The sequence below is a fragment of the Aequorivita sublithincola DSM 14238 genome (assembly GCF_000265385.1).
Classification (GTDB): Bacteria; Bacteroidota; Bacteroidia; order Flavobacteriales; family Flavobacteriaceae; genus Aequorivita; species Aequorivita sublithincola.
In genome coordinates this window covers 593,787-611,131 of sequence record NC_018013.1, presented here as the reverse complement: position 1 = coordinate 611,131, position 17,345 = coordinate 593,787, and the positions used below count along the sequence as shown (strand labels likewise).

Sequence of the window (17,345 nt, the reverse complement as noted above, 5' to 3'; positions counted from 1 at the left end):
AATTAGAATTAGGGAATTAAGCAATTTTCATTTCAGGCGCGCTCAATCTAGCTAAAACATACGCAGAGATGGCCATCACAATGTCACGTACCGCCACATCTGGATGCCACCAAGTAAAGATAAGACTAAGCGCAATTAGCAATAACCAAGCTGAAACTATATATGCGCCCAGCTGAGTTTTTACAAATACGATGACTCCTGCAACAATTTCTATTACTCCAACAATCATCATGAATGTTGCTCCGCTAAACGGAAGCATGTCTAAAGTAGAAGGCGCAAGATAAGTGTCCCATTGCACCAAAATATTGAAAAATTTGTCCAGCCCGGCCACGATGGGTACAATCACGAAGACGTACTTCATTAGGGTTTGTAGTTTGTTAATTTCGGCACTGTTTGTTACTGTTGTCATAGTTTTTGGATTTTGAGTTCTATGGTTTAGATGTTTTTAAAACTCAGCAGTTACAAAATTTGTAACTTTAAACAACTTATGGCATCTAAAAAGAAAAACACAATATGAATGCAATCCAGCCAGACAGATTTGCTTTAACCAAATTGCCCGATTCCAAAGTAGTGGAGCGGGTTTTAGAAGGTGAAAAGGAGTTATTCGAAATTTTACTGAGAAGATATAACCAACGTCTTTTTAGAGTGATAAGAAGTTATATCCATTCGGAAGATGATGTTCGGGATATTATGCAGGATGCTTATGTAAAGTCATATCTTAAACTGCACCAATTCAACAATCAGTCTTCTTTTTCCACTTGGCTTACTAGAATAGCCATTAATGAAGCCTTGCAACATATACGAAAGAATAAAAGATTAGTTACTAATTACGGAAAAACAGAAAGCTTGGAAAACGTTTTTCAATTACCAGATACAAATACTATGAATCCAGAAAAGCAAACCATAAAAACTGAAACTCGCGCTATGGTGGAACAAGCCGTAGACCGACTTCCTGAAAAATATAGGGTAGTTTTTGTGCTTCAACAGGTGGAAGGTTTAACCAATCCAGAGATTGCGGAATGCTTGAAATTAACGGATAGTAATGTGAAAGTACGTTTACATCGCGCCAAAAATTTACTAAAGGAAGAACTTTTCAAAACAACCCATGATGCTTCTATCTTCGAATTTGGCAATCATAAATGTGACGCAATGGTTGAAGGAGTTATGGAGCGAATTCAGAACTTGTAAATATTATTTTCTATATTTTCATCAATAAAAAAGAGACCGAAATTTACTTCGGTCTCTTTGATTAATAAGTATAAAACTAAAACTATTGCTTTAAAAATTTCAAGCTGCTTGTTTGGTTATTGCTAGTAACAGTAACCAAGTAAACACCGTTTGCATAAGCCGAAACATTTGCATCAAAAGTGTTTGAATTGCTTGTGAAAGAGCCAACATGCTGCCCAGTAATATTATAAATCGCTACTTTTTCAATCTTTTCGGTTTTAGACTGAATACTAAACGTTTTTGAAGTTGAATTGTAAAAACTTACTAGATCGTTTTCCGAAAATTGATTGTCTTCAGTTCCAAGAAAAACATCTTCAAACTTGATCACAATTCCTCCTGAACCAACAATAAGCCCTGAGCCATCTTCAAAAAATTCAATTTCATATAACTGATTTTGATCGTTGCCCATAAAAATCTGACTCCAATTATCGCCGTTATCATCAGAAATATAAATATCTGTATCAGTACCGCCTGCTAATAATTGGTCGCCTTTGTATGCCAATGCATAAAAATGATGATAACCTGTGGCAAAATCAGACCAAGTGGCGCCGCCGTCGTGTGTTGTTTTAAGTAATCCATCTTCACCAGCAATAACGCCATTGTTTTGATCTTTAAAATATGCCGATAGGAAATAATTTTGAATGATTCCCGAATATATCTGTATCCAAGTATCGCCGCCGTCTGTTGATTTTGCGATGCGTTCATCTGCACCAACTGAAAATAGGGTATTTTGATCTGCATAAGCAACGTCAAATCCACCTGCGTTCATTACGTCTGTTGCTGGCGTCCAAGTGTCACCACCATCGGTTGTTAAATAAATGGCGAAATAAGGGGCATTATCCAACTGTGCGGAAACAAAACCTATGTTTTCGTTGAAAAAAGAAAGGTTGTTGTATAGATATACATTCGTACCAACGGTCATTGGCGTCCAAGTAGCACCGCCGTCTTCTGTCTTCATAAAAAGATTGTAGCCAGCGACGAAGCCTTTATCTGTGGAAACAAATTCAATTTTCTCAAAACTTGGGGAAGTGCCGGATAGCGGATAGATTTTTTCCCAGGTTTCGCCAGCGTCTTCAGATTTTAGGATAATTCCTTCAGTATCAAAAGTAAATTTAGACCCGGCAGCATACGCAACTGAATTCTGACCTTCGGGGATAGAAAGGTCATAAAGAATAAAGTCTGTGCCAGAATCTTTGTACTCGAAGGTTTGTGCCTGCGAAATTAGAAAAGCTCCTAATAATGCTATAATAGTGAAAATTAAATTTTTGATAGAACTAGTAAATAACTGCATGTTTTTTAAATTAAGGTTTATGGCTACAAATATATATTGAATGTCTTCCATTAATTCTTTTCCCCTGATTGAAGTCTATCAGATTTCTGAATTTCGAAAGTGTTTTATTTTATCTGCACTTGAAAAACCTCCACGCAGAAAATTAGCCGTATCTTCGCCGCTTATTAAAACCGTCTTCTTAGTTTTAATGGTTTTTCAAAGGACCGAATTCTAAAAGCGCCGCGATATACTATCTCCAAGCGCAGCGGTCTAAAAACAATAAATACTGATTCCAAAACAAAAAAACAATGTTTCTTCGATGCTATTCGGAGCCAACAAACTTGAAACTTGGAACCTGAAACCAGAAACATTTATATATGTCATTTAAATCTCTTGGGCTGTCCGATGCCCTGCTACAAGCAATTAGCAAAAAAGGATATGAAACGCCTTCAGCAATTCAAAAAAAAGCAATTCCTTTAATTTTAGAACGAAAAGATGTACTTGCCTCCGCACAAACCGGAAGTGGGAAAACTGCAGGCTTTGCTTTACCAATGTTACAAATTTTAAACAGCGAACCGGCATTTAGAAAACGTCCCGTTCGCGCATTGATACTTACTCCAACTCGTGAACTTGCCGCGCAAGTAGAAGATGAGTTTAGAGAATATAGCGAGTTTACAGACCTACGTTCTACCGTTATTTTTGGTGGAGTAGGAGCCAATCCACAAATAAAAGCCTTGCGTAATGGCGTGGATATTTTGGTGGCAACACCAGGCCGATTGCTTGATTTGGAAAATCAAAATGCACTTTCACTTTCTAAAGTTGAAATATTAGTTTTAGATGAAGCAGATAGAATGCTGGACATGGGCTTTCTTCGCGATATTAAAAAGATACTTGCTTTGTTGCCTAATAAAAGACAGAATCTTTTATTTTCTGCAACTTTTTCAAAAGAAATAAAGAAACTGGCCAATGAGTTTCTTCATCATCCTGTTTTGGTTGAAGCCACGCCAGAAAATACTACTGTTGAAAAAATAGACCAAACGGTTTATAGAGTTGATAAAGCTCAAAAGACAGATTTAATTATAAAACTTATTTCTGAAGGCAATTGGCAACAAGTTTTGGTTTTTACAAGAACCAAGCACGGTGCAAACCGTTTAAGTGAAAAGCTTGAAAAGGCGAAAATTACTTCTGCAGCCATTCACGGAAATAAAAGTCAAGGAGCGAGAACAAGAGCGCTTTCAGGATTTAAAGAAGGAAAAGTTCGCGTTTTGGTAGCTACAGATATTGCCGCTCGTGGCTTAGATATTCCATTGTTGCCGCACGTTATCAACTTTGAACTTCCAAATATTTCAGAAGATTACGTCCACCGAATAGGCCGTACCGGAAGAGCAGGAGCCAGTGGTGAAGCACTTTCATTAGTAAGTCTTGATGAGGTTGGTTACTTAAAGGATATTGAAAAACTGATTGGCGAGCGTCTTGTGCCCAAAACCATTGAGGATTTTCAACCTACCGAAACAATGGCTGATGTAAAGGCTGATGAAGAAGAAAAGAAACGCCAAAAAGCTGCCCATCATAGTCGTAACCGTAATTCTGGGAATAGAGGAAATTCTTCTTCTAAAGGGAAAGGAAATAGAGGTGGAGGAAGAAGATAATTGCGTGCCAAATTAAAGTTCAGTTTTCAAGGTTTTGAAACGCCTGCTTTTGCAAAAATATCTTGTAAATTCCTATTTATAGGAAATGGTTTTAAGGGCGGCACATTTGCACCGCCCGGATTTCCTGTTGGAACTTTGCCTACAAAAGATTTCGCACCTCCAAAAATTAGGCGTGGAATCTGACCCATAATCTCTTTTCCACTTTTAATTTTAAACCCGAATTTTAACATTTTCCAATGTACGAAAGTGTGAGCGTATGAATATTGTTGGCCAAGAATGTGTGCTGCTTCTAAATGATTCCAAGCAGATTTTAAATTTCCTAAATCAAATTCCGTTTTATATTTTAGTAATTCGGATTTGTAATTTGGGCTTAAAGCTTTTGGTAGTGTGGTGTAGAATTTCAACTTATTATTTTAAGGATGTATATACCATTTTAAAATTCAATTTTTTAACAACAACCTGAAGTTGGTTCGCAACAAGAGGAGTCATCTTGTAAATCAGCCATTTTCATCTTTGGCTTTTCCTGCTTTGTTCCAGCTTTTTCTGCATAAACCGTAATACTGAAAATCCCTGTTCCGGCATTGTTGAAGGTTTTCACTTCTTCTGAAGAAAGATATTTTTCAAGAATATCATCTGGAATGACAATAGATTTTTCTTTTTGAATTTGAATATTGTTGAAACCAGCATCTTTTATAAACTGAAGGTATTCGTCTTTCTGAATTGCACCAGCAACACAACCTGCATACATTTCAGCGTCTTCTTTTAAAGCATCCGGAAGATTGCCAACCAAAACAATATCTGAAATACTGAAGTGGCCTCCAGGTTTTAAAGTTCTGTAGATTTCGCCTATAACTTTCAGTTTGTTCGGCACAAGGTTTAAAACGCAATTGCTAACAATTACGTCTGCAACATTATCACTAACGGGCATTGCGTCAATATCTCCTTCCCTAAACTCTACGTTATTGTAACCTAGTTTTTCTGCGTTAGTTCGTGCTTTTTGAACCATAATCGGAGTAAAATCAATTCCGATTACTTTTCCTTCTGCACCCGTTTCGTGTCTTGCAACGAAGCAATCGTTTCCTGCTCCAGAACCTAAGTCAATTACGGTATCACCTTTTTCAATTTTTGCGAAGTGCGTTGGAAGTCCGCAGCCTAATCCCAAATCTGCATCTTCCACATAACCGCCAGTTTCGGAATAGTCGTCCATCATAATATTATAGACTTTGTTTGAAGGTGTTGTAGCACCACAGCAAGAAGCTGCGTTTTCCGCTTTACCTTGCTCCGCAATTTTGGCATAACGATCTTTTACGATGTCTTTTAATTCTTGTTCGTTTTTCATTTTTATAATTTTTTAGAATGAATTTTCAGTTAAATCTTCTTAGCAACATTTTTCTTTTGAAATATCTTGGTCTAAAAACTGCAGCATTACTGCTTTCATATTTGTCCAGTTTTCTGCGTTTATACAATAGCAAATACTAGTGCCTTCAATACTTCCTTTAATCAATCCGAGATTTTTCAGCTCCTTTAAATGTTGTGAAATTGTGGGTTGTGCCAAGCCAATTTCTTCCACCAAATCACCACAAATACAAGCGTTTATTTTAAAAAGATGTTGCAGTATTGCAACGCGAGCAGGATGACCAAAGGCTTTTGCTAAGGTTGCAATTTCGTTTTGCTGTTCGGTAAATATTTCTGTTTTTGTGATTCCCATTTTTAGATTGAATTGTATATTGCAATATTACGATGAAAGAATTAAATTGAAAAGAAGTTTTGAAGTTTTTTTTATTTATTGGATTTTGAAGTATATGTTTTGAAAATCCATTCTATTACAAAGCAGATTAAAATAATCCCCAAAGAAATAGCTACGCCCAAAAGATTATTGCCAGACTGTTGCACTATTAAAACTATAAAAGCAAGAGCACATAAAATAGCACCTATAAGTGTTATGGTTTTATACGCATTTATAGTCTTGGCTTTTTTATAGGCCACATAGTTTACAACTGCAAAAATTAATAAAAACCCAGCGCTGCCCGAGGTTGAGATGCTTTCTAGGTTCAGAAGATTTGCTGTTAATAAAGTTAGAATTACCGTAATTACGAGTCCGATTGGTTTGTTCCAGAATTGGTCTGTAAAGGAATGTGGCAGTTCATCATCTTCAGCAAGTTCGTAGCTCACACGACTTCCGCCGTAAACGGTAGCATTGATGGCAGAAAATGTTGAGATAAGAGCAGCAATGGTCATAATAGTAAATCCTAATTGGCCAATCATAGGTTTAGCGGCGGCGGCCAAAACATAATCCTTGGCTGTCGCAATTTTATCAAACCCAAGTGAACCCACCGTAACCATTGCAATAACAATGTAAAGCAAGACCACAAAACCCACGGAAATGAAATAGGCTCTAGGAACATTTTTCTTTGGGTTTTTCAAATTTGGAACCGCGTTGGCAATCAGTTCGAATCCTTCATAGGCAACAAAAATTACCATTCCGCCTGTAAGCAGAAGAAAAGGGTTTTCCCAGTTTGAAGGATTGAGCTGTGAAACATTCGGATTTCCGAAAAGTCCATAAATTCCTAAACCTGCGAATGCAATTAGTATAAAAAGCTTTATAAATACAGCGATGCTTTCAATTTTGCCAACAATTTTAAGACTGTAATAATTAATTAGCGTAGCTATCAGAATAACGCCGCTCACAAAAATATGTGTATCAACCGATTTGGAACCCGTTATCGAAATCAGGTTTGGCGCATAGGAGCCAAATGCGGTGGCGTACAAAGAGAGCATGATAATATAGCTTATCCAAAGTACGTTGTTAATGCCACCACTAAAAATACCTTTGCCAAAGCCTTCATTCACAAAGCGAACCGTTCCACCTTTGTCAGGAAAGGAAAGCGAAAGTTTTGAATAACTATAAGCCGTAAAAAGGGCGATAATTCCCGCAAAAAGAAACGCCAGCGGCGTACCACCTTTTGCAAGTGAAACAGCCAAACCCAAAACTGCAAAAATCCCGCCGCCAACCATTCCGCCGATTCCTATGGCGATGGCATCTTTTAGTTGTATTGAGTCGTTGGATTTTTTCTTTTTCATTTATTTTTCTGAAATAGGTATGAAAAGGTATCTCTAAAATTCGAATAATTCTTCAAAAATATCAAAATGATGTTTTTCACTTCGAAGTGAAATAGTTAGAATGTCTTTTTCCAATATAATTGAATATATTTCACCCGACTTAAAAAGAGGCTCTAGCGCTTGGTAAAGTTTTTCTATAAGTGCTTCGCTTTTATCAAGATCATTGATAACATATTCTTTTAGTCCACGAAAGGAATTAGAATTATTAAATAGCTTTTTTATAAGCCCGAAACCTTCCTTTTTGTGGATAGAAAATTCAGAATTGAAAGAGCCCGCCATCGGGGTTGACCATTCTGCCAAAGTGAGAAGATTTTGTTTTTTTGAAGAAAGGATTAAGTTTCCGGTGGAAGTATAGGTGGCTTTCTTATACATTAAATTCCACGGTTTTGGAGCCATTATTTTCCCTTGAATAAAATAGGACCAAACGTTGTAATTACCTTTCACTTTGCCGTTTTTACTAGCGATATAGTTTTCAAACTCGCTACAAAAATCTTGGTTTATTTTATAAAAAGGAGATGTGAGTTCGGCAGATGCAGCGTTGGATTTTATCTTCATCTAATTATTCTTATTGAGTAATTTTCCAAAACAAACACTCTTTTCTACGCCAGCATATTGCCCATAGTTTTCCGTGAATCTATAACCACTTTTTTTATAAAGCGAAATGGCCTCTGGTTGTTTAATGCCTGTTTCCAGAATACATTTTGTGTTGCTAAGTTCCGTTGCCCAAGTTTCCAATTCTCTCAAAATTTGACCTGCAATTCCTTTTCCGCGTTCTTGTATGGGATCAAACATTCGTTTCACTTCCATCACTTTTGGTTCAAATTGTTTGATGGCGCCGCAGCCAACGGGCAAATCGTTTTCGTCAAAAGCAACCACGACATATTTTATAGTGTCAATTTTATTGAATTGGTCGTAAAACGGATGATCGTCAGCATCGCGAATGGCAAGATCTGCGTCCAATTGTTTTACGAGGGTTTTGAAATCTTCGTTGTTGGAAGCGGTTCTTAATAGTGTGAGCATAGGAAATATAATGTTTCTTGGTGGTTTCTTAAATAATTCAAACTTGGGTTTTAAAGATACTAAAGGTTTTTTATCTTAGTTCCCTGTAAATAAAAAGTTGTTTTTCAATGCTAAATGTAGCTTTGTAAATAACTTTTCCGTTTCAATATAACCTAAACTTCATTTTGAAAATTTTGTATTTTCAATTCTAAAAATTACTTCAATGAAAAATTATTTCGCAGCGCTTTTCTCCCTTTTATTCTTTGTAAATGTTACCGCGCAACAAAAAGAACTAACCTTAAAGGATGCCGTATTAGAGCAATACGGAAAATTTTATCCCGAACGCATACAAGGTTTTCAATGGATTCCTGAAACAGATTCTTACACCTATCTTGAAAAAGGTTCAATACTGAAAAAAGGTTCTGCTGAAAGTAAGAAGCAGTTAGAAACACTTTCAATTTCCGAAGTAAACCAAACTTTAAATTCTGATTTAAAGCGGTTTTCTGGAATGGTTTGGAAAAATAGCGAGGCTTTTTATCTGGTTGATAACAATTCCTATTTTCTATATAATTACATTTTGAAAAAGGGTGAATTAGTTTTAAAATTAAACGATTCCGCAGAAAATAGTACACTTCAAAATGAAACTGGAAACGTAGCTTATACCATTGATAACAATCTTTACATTCAAAAAACGGATGGTATGACTGTCGCTGTTACTAATAATACTGATAAGAACATCGTTTCTGGTCAAGCCATTGCGCGAAGTGAATTTGGAATAACCAACGGTATTTTTTGGTCACCAAAAGGAAACTTGCTTGCCTTTTATCAAAAAGATGAAACCGATGTTGCAGATTATCCGCTTTTAAACATCAATCCTACTCCAGGTGAATTGAATTCCATAAAATACCCAATGGCGGGGCAGAAAAGCGAGCGTCCAAAAGTGGGAATCTATAATTTAGCAACCCAAAAAACTGTTTTTATTTCTCCCACTGGAAATGCAGATGACTATTTGACCAATCTTTCTTGGACTCCAGATGAAAAGAATGTTGTTATCGCAGAATTAAACCGCGACCAAAACCACATAAAACTGCAGCTTTTTGATGCTTCAACAGGAAAATTGGTTCGCACAATTCTTGAAGAAAAAAACGACAAATGGGCCGAGCCAGAACATCCTGCCTATTTTTATTCAGATTCTTCAGAAGACTTTATTTGGATGAGTGAAAAAGATGGATTTATGAATTTTTATTTGTGCAATACTTCAAAAGGAATTGTGAAGCAATTGACAAATAATAAATGGGTTGCTGAAGAAATAGTAGGCAACAACCCAAAAGGAACGGAAATTTATTTCACAGGAACAGGAGATTCTCCTTTAGATACAAAATTATATGCGGTGAATATTTCTAACGGAAAACAAACTTGTTTAACCGAAACTAGCGGAACGCACAATGCCAGTATTTCTTCCAATGGAAAATATATTTTTGACCAATATTCAAACCACGAAACACCCGGCGTTGCACAGATATTGGACAACAAAGGCAAAACCGTTCAAACTTTTATAAAAGCTGAAAACCCAATGGCTGATTATAAAATTGGAACTACGGAAATTGGAAAACTAAAGTCTCACGATGGCTTTGATCTTTACACACGTCTTATAAAACCTTCCAATTTCGACCCCAAAAAGAAATATCCTGTTTTGGTTTATGTTTATGGCGGTCCGCACGCTCAATTAATTACAAACTCTTGGAACGATGGTGAGTCACTTTGGATGAAATGGATGGCGGAACAAGGTTATCTTGTTTTCACTTTAGATGGAAGAGGTTCCGCAAACCGAGGTTTCGCTTTTGAAAGCGTTATTCACAGACAAGTGGGTACTGAAGAATTAAAAGATCAATTGGTTGGTGCAGATTATTTAAAATCGCTTCCGTATGTGGATGCAGATCGTTTGGCAATCCACGGTTGGAGTTTTGGTGGTTTTATGACGGTTTCAATGATGTTGCGCAATCCAGGTGTTTTTACAACTGGTGTTGCTGGCGGACCAGTCACGGACTGGAAATATTATGAAATAATGTACGGCGAACGCTATATGGACACACCAGAACAAAACCCAGCAGGCTATGAAGCTTCAAGTCTTCTAAACAAAACACAAAATCTAACAGGAAAACTTTTAACAATCCACGGCTCGATAGATCCTGTGGTAGTTATGCAGCACGATTTGTCATTAATAAAATCTTTTGTAGAAAATGAAAAGCAAATGGATTTTTTCATCTACCCAATGCACGAACACAACGTTCGCGGCAAGGATCGCGTACATTTAATGACGAAGGTTTTGAACTATGTGATGGAAAACAACAAATAATTTGGTAGGCGCTCGATTTATCGCGCGCCAGATTAAATTATCAAGAAGTAAAAATGTTTACGAAGGATTAAATTCGGACGAACAATTTACTAGCCTAGGTTTTGATGAAATTTTAAAAAGCAGTTTTAAAAACTTTCCTTTTGAAAATTTATTTTTTAGAATGATCAAACCCTCCTTTTACAGTCTTAAATCTTAAGATTGTAAACCCTATAATAGCCGAAATAAAGGAACCAATTAGAATCCCAATCTTTGCAGAATCTATGTATTCTGGACTGCTATTAAAAGCAAGGCTGGCAATAAAAATGGCCATAGTAAAACCAATTCCCGCCAAAAATGAAACACCTATAATCTGCTTGTTGGTAATGTCTCCAGGAACTTCAATGAGCTTTAATTTCCGCGCCAAAAAGATTATCCCTGAAATTCCGATGCTTTTACCTAGTATTAAACAGATAACAATATTTACAATCAAGGCGGTTTCCAAACCAGTGCTGGTAATTGCAACCCCAGCATTGGCAAGCGCAAAAACGGGAATTACCAAATAGGCTACCCAATTGTGTAATTTATGCTCCAAATGTTGCAAGGGCGAACGATATTTGTCAGACCAATCCTCCAAATCGTCTATTAATTCTAGTTGTTCAGAAGAAAGCATTGGTTTTTGAAGAATGGTGCTTTCTTTTATATTACCTACAATACTTTCTAGTTGGTTCGTAAATTCATGAGTGTGTATTTTTTGCCTAACAGGAATTGCAAATGCCATTAGGATTCCTGCCAAGGTAGGGTGTAATCCCGCTTTCAAAAATAATAGCCAAACTACAAAACCGACAATGATTGTTAAAAATTCGAAATACAAACCTTTGTAACTCAAGAAATAGATAATAGCCAAAAGAACCAAAGCAGCTCCTAATAATACAAAATTCAAGCTACCGCTATAAAAAATTGCAATTACGAGAACGGCACCCAAATCATCTACAATAGCAAACGCAGTTAGAAAAATCTTTAAACTTAAAGGCACTCTATTCCCCAATACATTTAGGATGGCAAGCGAAAAGGCAATATCTGTTGCCATCGGAATTCCCCAACCTTTCAGCGTTTCGGGATTTTGATTCAGAACAACATATAAAAGAACCGGAATTGCGATACCTCCAATCGCTCCAAAGAGCGGAAACATAATTTTTTTTGTAGAATTTAGTTCGCCAATTAAAAACTCTCTTTTTATTTCGAGACCGATTAAGAAAAAGAAAATAGCCATCAATCCATCATTTACCCATAAAATAAGTGGTTTTACGAGTTCAAAACTATCTGTAACGAAACCAATTTCATAATTCCAAAAAGATTCATAACTTTCTGAAAGCGCTGAATTGGCCCATACTAAAGCAATGATTGTTGTTGCCAGTAGCAAAATTCCACTGGAACTTTGAAGGTTGACGAATTTTTGAAAAGGGGAGAGTAATTTTTCTTTTATCATATAAATCTTTCGAGTTGGCAATATACCAAAACCATTATAATTTTATTTGCTGTAGAAACCTTCCAAAATCTGATTTAAGAAAAATTTGTGAAAGTTGAAGTTTTTTTAAGGACGGAAGACCAATAATAGAAACCGATTACTCCTTAGTTTTTTTTATCTTTGCACCCTCGAACTCCGAAGCCTAGGCGAAGGGGTTAATACTTAAAAGAAAGCAAGAATATGTTCGATAATTTAAGCGATAAGCTGGACAAAGCGCTGCACGTACTGAAAGGTCATGGCAGCATCACCGAAGTAAACGTAGCCGAAACATTAAAAGAAGTGCGTCGCGCCCTTTTGGATGCCGATGTTAACTTCAAAACCGCCAAGGAATTTACCAATAGCGTAAAGGAAAAAGCATTAGGTCAAAACGTATTGACTTCGCTTCAACCTGGCCAATTGATGGTGAAATTGGTAAAAGATGAACTTACCGAATTAATGGGCGGCGAAACCGCTGGTATTAATTTAAGCGGCACGCCATCGGTTATTTTAATGTCTGGTTTGCAAGGTAGTGGTAAAACTACTTTCTCTGGAAAACTTGCCAATTACCTTAAAACAAAAAAATCTAAAAAGCCACTTTTAGTTGCTTGTGATATCTACCGTCCCGCTGCTATCAACCAATTACACGTTGTTGGAGACCAAATAGGCGTTGAGGTTTACAGCGAACCTGAAAATAAAAACCCAGTAGCGATTGCACAGAACGCTATTGCACACGCCAAACAAAATGGCTTTAATGTTGTGATTGTGGATACCGCAGGTCGTCTTGCAATTGATGAAGCGATGATGGCTGAAATTGCAGACGTACACAAAGCCATCAACCCACAAGAAACACTTTTTGTGGTTGATGCAATGACTGGTCAAGATGCTGTGAATACTGCAAAAGCATTCAACGAAAAGCTAAATTTTGACGGAGTTGTACTTACCAAATTAGATGGTGATACTCGTGGTGGAGCAGCAATCTCTATTAAAAGTGTTGTAGATAAACCAATCAAATTTATCGGTACTGGTGAAAAGATGGATGCAATTGATGTGTTCCATCCTGCCCGTATGGCAGACCGTATTTTGGGAATGGGTGATGTTGTTTCACTTGTTGAAAGAGCGCAGGAGCAGTTTGACGAAGAGGAAGCCAGAAAGATTCAGAAGAAAATTGCTAAAAATCAATTCGGTTTTGATGATTTCCTTAGCCAAATTCAACAGGTTAAGAAAATGGGAAGCATGAAAGACTTGGTGGGAATGATTCCCGGAGCAGGAAAAGCCTTGAAAGATGTAGATATTGATGACGATGCCTTCAAAGGAATTGAAGCCATAATTCACTCAATGACTCCAACGGAAAGAGCCCAACCAGCAGTAATTGACGGAAGTCGAAAAAAACGAATCGCTTCTGGTAGTGGAACAAGTGTTCAGCAAGTAAATCAACTTTTAAAACAGTTCGACCAAATGAGCAAAATGATGAAGATGATGCAAGGTGGCGGCGGAAAGAAGATGATGCAGGCAATGGGGAAGATGCGATAAAATTTAGTGTTTAGTGACCAGTATTCAGTGTTCAGTAGGCTAACGATTTATCGTGCGCTATTCAAATAGAATAATTTATAATTGTTTTATATATGAAATTTCAAGATTTGTTAGCTTATTAAAAATCTGTTGATGCTGCGATGAATATTTTTGAAATATCAAAAACATTTCCGAAAGAAGAAATATATTCATTAACAGATCAAATAAGAAGAGCTTCGCGAAGTGTTTCAGCTAATATAGCAGAATCTTATAGAAAGAGAATTTATCCAAAACATTATGCAAGTAAGCTTTCCGATAGCGACGCAGAGAATTCCGAGAAAGAAGTGTGGTTGGAGTATGCTTGGAGATGCAAATAATTAAATGATGAAAACTATAAAGAATTAATAAATGCAACTGACGAAGTAGAAAAATTGATCAATTTTATGATTTTAAATCCACAAAAATTTGGTGTTAAACCAGAATAGAATTTATTTTAACTGACCACTGACCACTGACCACTGACCACTGACCACTGACCACTGACCACTGACCACTGACTACTGAAAACTAAAAATATGACAATTCTAGACGGAAAGAAAGTAAGTAACGATATTAAAAACGAAATCGCAGCCGAAGTCGATAAGATGAAAGCAGCTGGTGAAAAAGTACCGCATCTTGCCGCGATTATAGTGGGAAATGACGGTGCCAGTCTCACCTACGTTGGAAGTAAAGTGCGAGCTTGCGAGCGCGTTGGTTTTGAATCTACATTAGTAAAAATGCCCGAAACCACGAGCGAACTAGAGTTGTTGAAGAAAATTAAAGAACTTAACGAAGACGACAACATTGACGGTTTCATAGTGCAGCTCCCATTACCTCCGCAAATTGATACTCAAAAGGTATTGCTTACTGTAGATCCTTCGAAAGATGTTGATGGTTTTCACCCAGAAAACTTCGGAAAAATGGCTTTGGATATGAGTACGTTTATTCCTGCTACGCCTTTCGGAATTCTTGAATTACTTCAGCGTTATGATGTTGATACAAAAGGGAAACATACTGTTGTTATAGGTAGAAGTCATATTGTTGGCCGTCCAATGAGTATTTTGATGAGCCGTAAAGGTTGGCCAGGAAATAGTACGGTCACACTTACGCACAGCAACACTAAAAATATCGCGCAAATAACTACGCAGGCAGATATTATTATTTCGGCATTGGGAGTTCCCAACTTTTTGAAAGCTGAAATGGTTAAAGATGACGTTGTAATAATTGACGTTGGAATTACAAGAGTTGAAGATGCAAACCATCCAAAAGGTTATGTAATTACGGGCGACGTTGACTTTGAAAACGTCAGTAAAAAAGCTTCATATATAACACCTGTTCCTGGAGGCGTTGGTCCAATGACTATTGCAATGCTTCTTAAGAACACCCTTTTAGCTCGAGAACAGCGGAAAGTTTAACTTTTTTCAGTTTCAGTGAGACGCCAATCTAAATATTTATGAAGATCGGTTTCTATCCAACCCATACTTATTGATAGTACGGCCAAATCATCAATATACCCAACTCCTGGAATAAAGTCTGGAACCAAATCAAAAGGGTTTAAAACATATAAAAGTGCTACGGCAATAGAAGCGATTGTAAACCACGGCACGGTTTTATAACTTCCTTTTTTTACATCTTTAAGCATTGCGAACATAATTTTTCCTAGCTCGGCATATTTTCGTAACGGACTGGCATTGCTCAGTTTTTCTGAAATAGCTTCTTCATTTGCCATTACTATTTCAACATCTTGGTCTTTTATTTTTGTTACTTTTTCTTCAACGTAATCTTCGTTTATTTTATCGTCCATCAAGGCGATTTTTGAAGGTTTTTTATCTTTCTTTTTTCCGAAAAGCATAATTTTAGTTTTTATTTAAAAGTAAGAAACAGAAAAGTGAATACTTATAAAATTATGTTATAAATATTTCAGAAAAGAATAAATAAAATTTTAAGATATAATGAAGCTATAGTTTTTCTTCTCCAGTAACAGCATTCTCTTTGCCGTATTCTTTTCGATATATTTTTACAATAACCATAAAAAGGCTGATTAATAAAGGTCCGAAGATTAAACCAATAAATCCAAAAAGTGGAACTCCCACTATAACACCTATAAGTGTAACAAGCGGATGAACATCGTCCAATTTTTTAAGAACATAAAGACGAATAATATTGTCAGTAGAACCCACAACTACAAAGCCATATATCAAAATTCCCCAAGCCTGGAAGGTATCTCCAGATGATAGCGTTAGTATAAATACGGGCAAAATACCCAATAATGTACCCACGAAAGGAATCATACTAGATATTGTTACGATAACAAACCAGAAAAATGGATCTTCTGTTCCAAAAATCAAAAAGCCAATAAGTGCGATTATTCCTTGAGCGAGACCTACCATTGGGATTCCCAATGCGTTGGAGCGAACCATTTTTTGAACTTCAACACCCACTTCTTTAAGGTTTTCACGATTCATTGGAATGTAATCTCTAAATGAATCTCTCAAATCCTTCCGATTTGTAAACATATAGTAAAGCATGAAATACATTAAACCAATTGCGATGAAAGCATTAAAAGTGCCGCCAACCAAACCTTGAAGGTTCTCGGTTAGCCAGCTGCCAATAGCAGATGGGTCAATTTGCGAACTAAGATCGTAACCCACTTTGTCTTCCATATTGCTTAACTGCTCCTTTACTGCATGCACCACTTCACCTGAATTTTCTACGGCGGTTCCAATTTTATTAGTAAGCATTAAAATAATACCAGCAATAGGAATAACAATTATGAAGAAGGAAGCCAGCATCAGGAATGTAGCGGCTAGAGATGGATTCCATTTTCTTTTATTAACTAAATTAGCCATCCATTTACGCATCAATACATAAATTGTAACAGCACCCAGAACTCCTGTGAGATAAGGAAGCATTTCCCTAAAAATTAGGCTTCCAATTAATAAAATAAGCAAGATGACAAATATTTGTCTAATTATTTGAGGCGGTATTTCTTTGATCATTTGGAGAAAAGTTGTGTTAAATCGTTGAAAGCCTTGAATTCCAGTGCATTTCCAGCTGGGTCTTTAAAAAACATCGTGGCTTGTTCTCCCACTTGTCCTTCAAAACGGATGTATGGGGCAATGATGAAAGTAATGTTTTTTTGAATTAATTTTTCAGAAAAAATCTTAAAGGTTTTCATATCTAGAACAACCCCAAAATGTGGAATTGGTACGTCTTTTCCATCAACTGGGTTACTGCTTTGGGTGTCTTTAGCAATTTTTTCCTTTAAATGAATAACAAGCTGATGCCCAAAAAAGTCAAAATCTACCCAATGATCGCTGCTGCGTCCCTCGGAAAGTTCTAGTGTATCGCTATAAAATTTTCTACATTCTTCCAAATTGTCCACGGGAATTGCAAGATGGAATGGTCTTAGGTGATTGCTCATTTAGTTATTTCGTAAAGCGTTTATTAATTCTTCTTTATTCATTTTCGAACGACCATTTATACCAACATTTTTTGCTTGGGAATAGAGCTCTTCTTTCGTCCAATCTTCATACGGTTTAGCTTTTCCGCCTTTTTTTCCTGCGTCTGGAGTGTTCGCGATACGAGCAGATTTCTCTTGGCTGTATCCTTTGTCACGCAGTGCATCATACTGTGCTTCGTTTTTGATTTTTGGATTTGGCATATTAGTCGGTTATAAAAATAAAACCCTTT

Annotated in this window: 19 protein-coding genes; 6 read left to right on the top strand and 13 right to left on the bottom strand. The window is 36.7% G+C overall.

The window, feature by feature from the left end; all coding sequences use genetic code 11:
• Window positions 1-16 precede the first annotated feature (16 nt).
• Window positions 17-409 (bottom strand): hypothetical protein, encoded by a 393-nt coding sequence (locus AEQSU_RS02980; RefSeq protein WP_014781376.1) that lies wholly within the window; start codon window positions 407-409, stop codon window positions 17-19.
• Between the two features lie 104 nt (window positions 410-513).
• On the opposite strand from AEQSU_RS02980, the gene AEQSU_RS02975 reads away from it, so the two are divergent.
• Window positions 514-1,188, top strand: coding sequence for an RNA polymerase sigma factor (locus AEQSU_RS02975; RefSeq protein ID WP_014781375.1), 675 nt, complete (start codon window positions 514-516; stop codon window positions 1,186-1,188).
• Between the two features lie 82 nt (window positions 1,189-1,270).
• Here AEQSU_RS02975 and AEQSU_RS02970 read toward each other — a convergent pair whose 3' ends face one another.
• Window positions 1,271-2,569, bottom strand: coding sequence for a YCF48-related protein (locus AEQSU_RS02970; protein WP_014781374.1), 1,299 nt, complete (start codon window positions 2,567-2,569; stop codon window positions 1,271-1,273).
• Between the two features lie 305 nt (window positions 2,570-2,874).
• Between AEQSU_RS02970 and AEQSU_RS02965 the strand changes: the two genes are divergently transcribed.
• The gene (locus AEQSU_RS02965) at window positions 2,875-4,146 is read left to right on the top strand and encodes a DEAD/DEAH box helicase (RefSeq protein WP_014781373.1); all 1,272 of its coding nucleotides are present in this window, start codon (window positions 2,875-2,877) and stop codon (window positions 4,144-4,146) included.
• A 26-nt stretch (window positions 4,147-4,172) separates the two neighbouring features.
• On the opposite strand, the gene AEQSU_RS02960 is transcribed toward AEQSU_RS02965, so the two are convergent.
• The 6 genes from AEQSU_RS02960 to AEQSU_RS02935 all read right to left on the bottom strand — a co-directional run bounded on the left by AEQSU_RS02960 (window position 4,173) and on the right by AEQSU_RS02935 (window position 8,286).
• Window positions 4,173-4,550: a DUF3703 domain-containing protein gene (locus AEQSU_RS02960; protein ID WP_014781372.1), complete on the bottom strand. Its 378-nt coding sequence runs from the start codon at window positions 4,548-4,550 to the stop codon at window positions 4,173-4,175.
• A gap of 44 nt (window positions 4,551-4,594) precedes the next feature.
• Window positions 4,595-5,485: an arsenite methyltransferase gene (locus AEQSU_RS02955; RefSeq protein ID WP_014781371.1), complete on the bottom strand. Its 891-nt coding sequence runs from the start codon at window positions 5,483-5,485 to the stop codon at window positions 4,595-4,597.
• A gap of 39 nt (window positions 5,486-5,524) precedes the next feature.
• Window positions 5,525-5,854 (bottom strand): ArsR/SmtB family transcription factor, encoded by a 330-nt coding sequence (locus AEQSU_RS02950; protein ID WP_014781370.1) that lies wholly within the window; start codon window positions 5,852-5,854, stop codon window positions 5,525-5,527.
• A gap of 71 nt (window positions 5,855-5,925) precedes the next feature.
• A complete protein-coding gene (locus AEQSU_RS02945; protein ID WP_014781369.1) occupies window positions 5,926-7,227 on the bottom strand; it encodes an APC family permease in 1,302 nt (433 codons plus the stop codon).
• A 33-nt stretch (window positions 7,228-7,260) separates the two neighbouring features.
• Window positions 7,261-7,821, bottom strand: a complete 561-nt coding sequence (locus AEQSU_RS02940) for a hypothetical protein (protein ID WP_014781368.1) — start codon at window positions 7,819-7,821, stop codon at window positions 7,261-7,263.
• Window positions 7,822-8,286, bottom strand: coding sequence for a GNAT family N-acetyltransferase (locus AEQSU_RS02935; protein WP_014781367.1), 465 nt, complete (start codon window positions 8,284-8,286; stop codon window positions 7,822-7,824).
• A 202-nt stretch (window positions 8,287-8,488) separates the two neighbouring features.
• Between AEQSU_RS02935 and AEQSU_RS02930 the strand changes: the two genes are divergently transcribed.
• Window positions 8,489-10,621 (top strand): S9 family peptidase, encoded by a 2,133-nt coding sequence (locus tag AEQSU_RS02930; protein ID WP_014781366.1) that lies wholly within the window; start codon window positions 8,489-8,491, stop codon window positions 10,619-10,621.
• 148 nt (window positions 10,622-10,769) lie between these two features.
• Here AEQSU_RS02930 and nhaA read toward each other — a convergent pair whose 3' ends face one another.
• Window positions 10,770-12,086, bottom strand: a complete 1,317-nt coding sequence (gene nhaA / locus AEQSU_RS02925) for a Na+/H+ antiporter NhaA (RefSeq protein ID WP_014781365.1) — start codon at window positions 12,084-12,086, stop codon at window positions 10,770-10,772.
• 219 nt (window positions 12,087-12,305) lie between these two features.
• Here nhaA and ffh point away from each other — a divergent pair, with 219 nt between their 5' ends.
• The 3 genes from ffh (at window position 12,306) to AEQSU_RS02910 (ending at window position 15,067) form a co-directional block, all read left to right on the top strand.
• Window positions 12,306-13,634 (top strand): signal recognition particle protein, encoded by a 1,329-nt coding sequence (ffh, locus tag AEQSU_RS02920; protein ID WP_014781364.1) that lies wholly within the window; start codon window positions 12,306-12,308, stop codon window positions 13,632-13,634.
• 140 nt (window positions 13,635-13,774) lie between these two features.
• On the top strand, window positions 13,775-13,990 hold the full coding sequence (locus AEQSU_RS02915; RefSeq protein WP_425358412.1) for a four helix bundle protein: 216 nt from the start codon (window positions 13,775-13,777) through the stop codon (window positions 13,988-13,990).
• 198 nt (window positions 13,991-14,188) lie between these two features.
• Entirely contained in the window at window positions 14,189-15,067 is an 879-nt protein-coding gene (locus tag AEQSU_RS02910) for a bifunctional 5,10-methylenetetrahydrofolate dehydrogenase/5,10-methenyltetrahydrofolate cyclohydrolase (RefSeq protein WP_014781363.1), read from the top strand.
• Here AEQSU_RS02910 and AEQSU_RS02905 read toward each other — a convergent pair.
• From AEQSU_RS02905 to AEQSU_RS02890, 4 genes are all read right to left on the bottom strand, one after another.
• The gene (locus AEQSU_RS02905; RefSeq protein ID WP_014781362.1) at window positions 15,064-15,504 is read right to left on the bottom strand and encodes a YkvA family protein; all 441 of its coding nucleotides are present in this window, start codon (window positions 15,502-15,504) and stop codon (window positions 15,064-15,066) included. The two genes, AEQSU_RS02910 and AEQSU_RS02905, sit on opposite strands and share 4 nt — an antisense overlap.
• A gap of 106 nt (window positions 15,505-15,610) precedes the next feature.
• Entirely contained in the window at window positions 15,611-16,651 is a 1,041-nt protein-coding gene (locus AEQSU_RS02900; RefSeq protein WP_014781361.1) for an AI-2E family transporter, read from the bottom strand.
• Window positions 16,648-17,076, bottom strand: a complete 429-nt coding sequence (locus AEQSU_RS02895) for a VOC family protein (RefSeq protein WP_014781360.1) — start codon at window positions 17,074-17,076, stop codon at window positions 16,648-16,650. The genes AEQSU_RS02900 and AEQSU_RS02895 overlap by 4 nt, the downstream gene beginning before the upstream one ends.
• A complete protein-coding gene (locus AEQSU_RS02890; RefSeq protein ID WP_014781359.1) occupies window positions 17,077-17,316 on the bottom strand; it encodes a DUF7218 family protein in 240 nt (79 codons plus the stop codon).
• Between the last annotated feature and the right edge of the window lie 29 nt (window positions 17,317-17,345).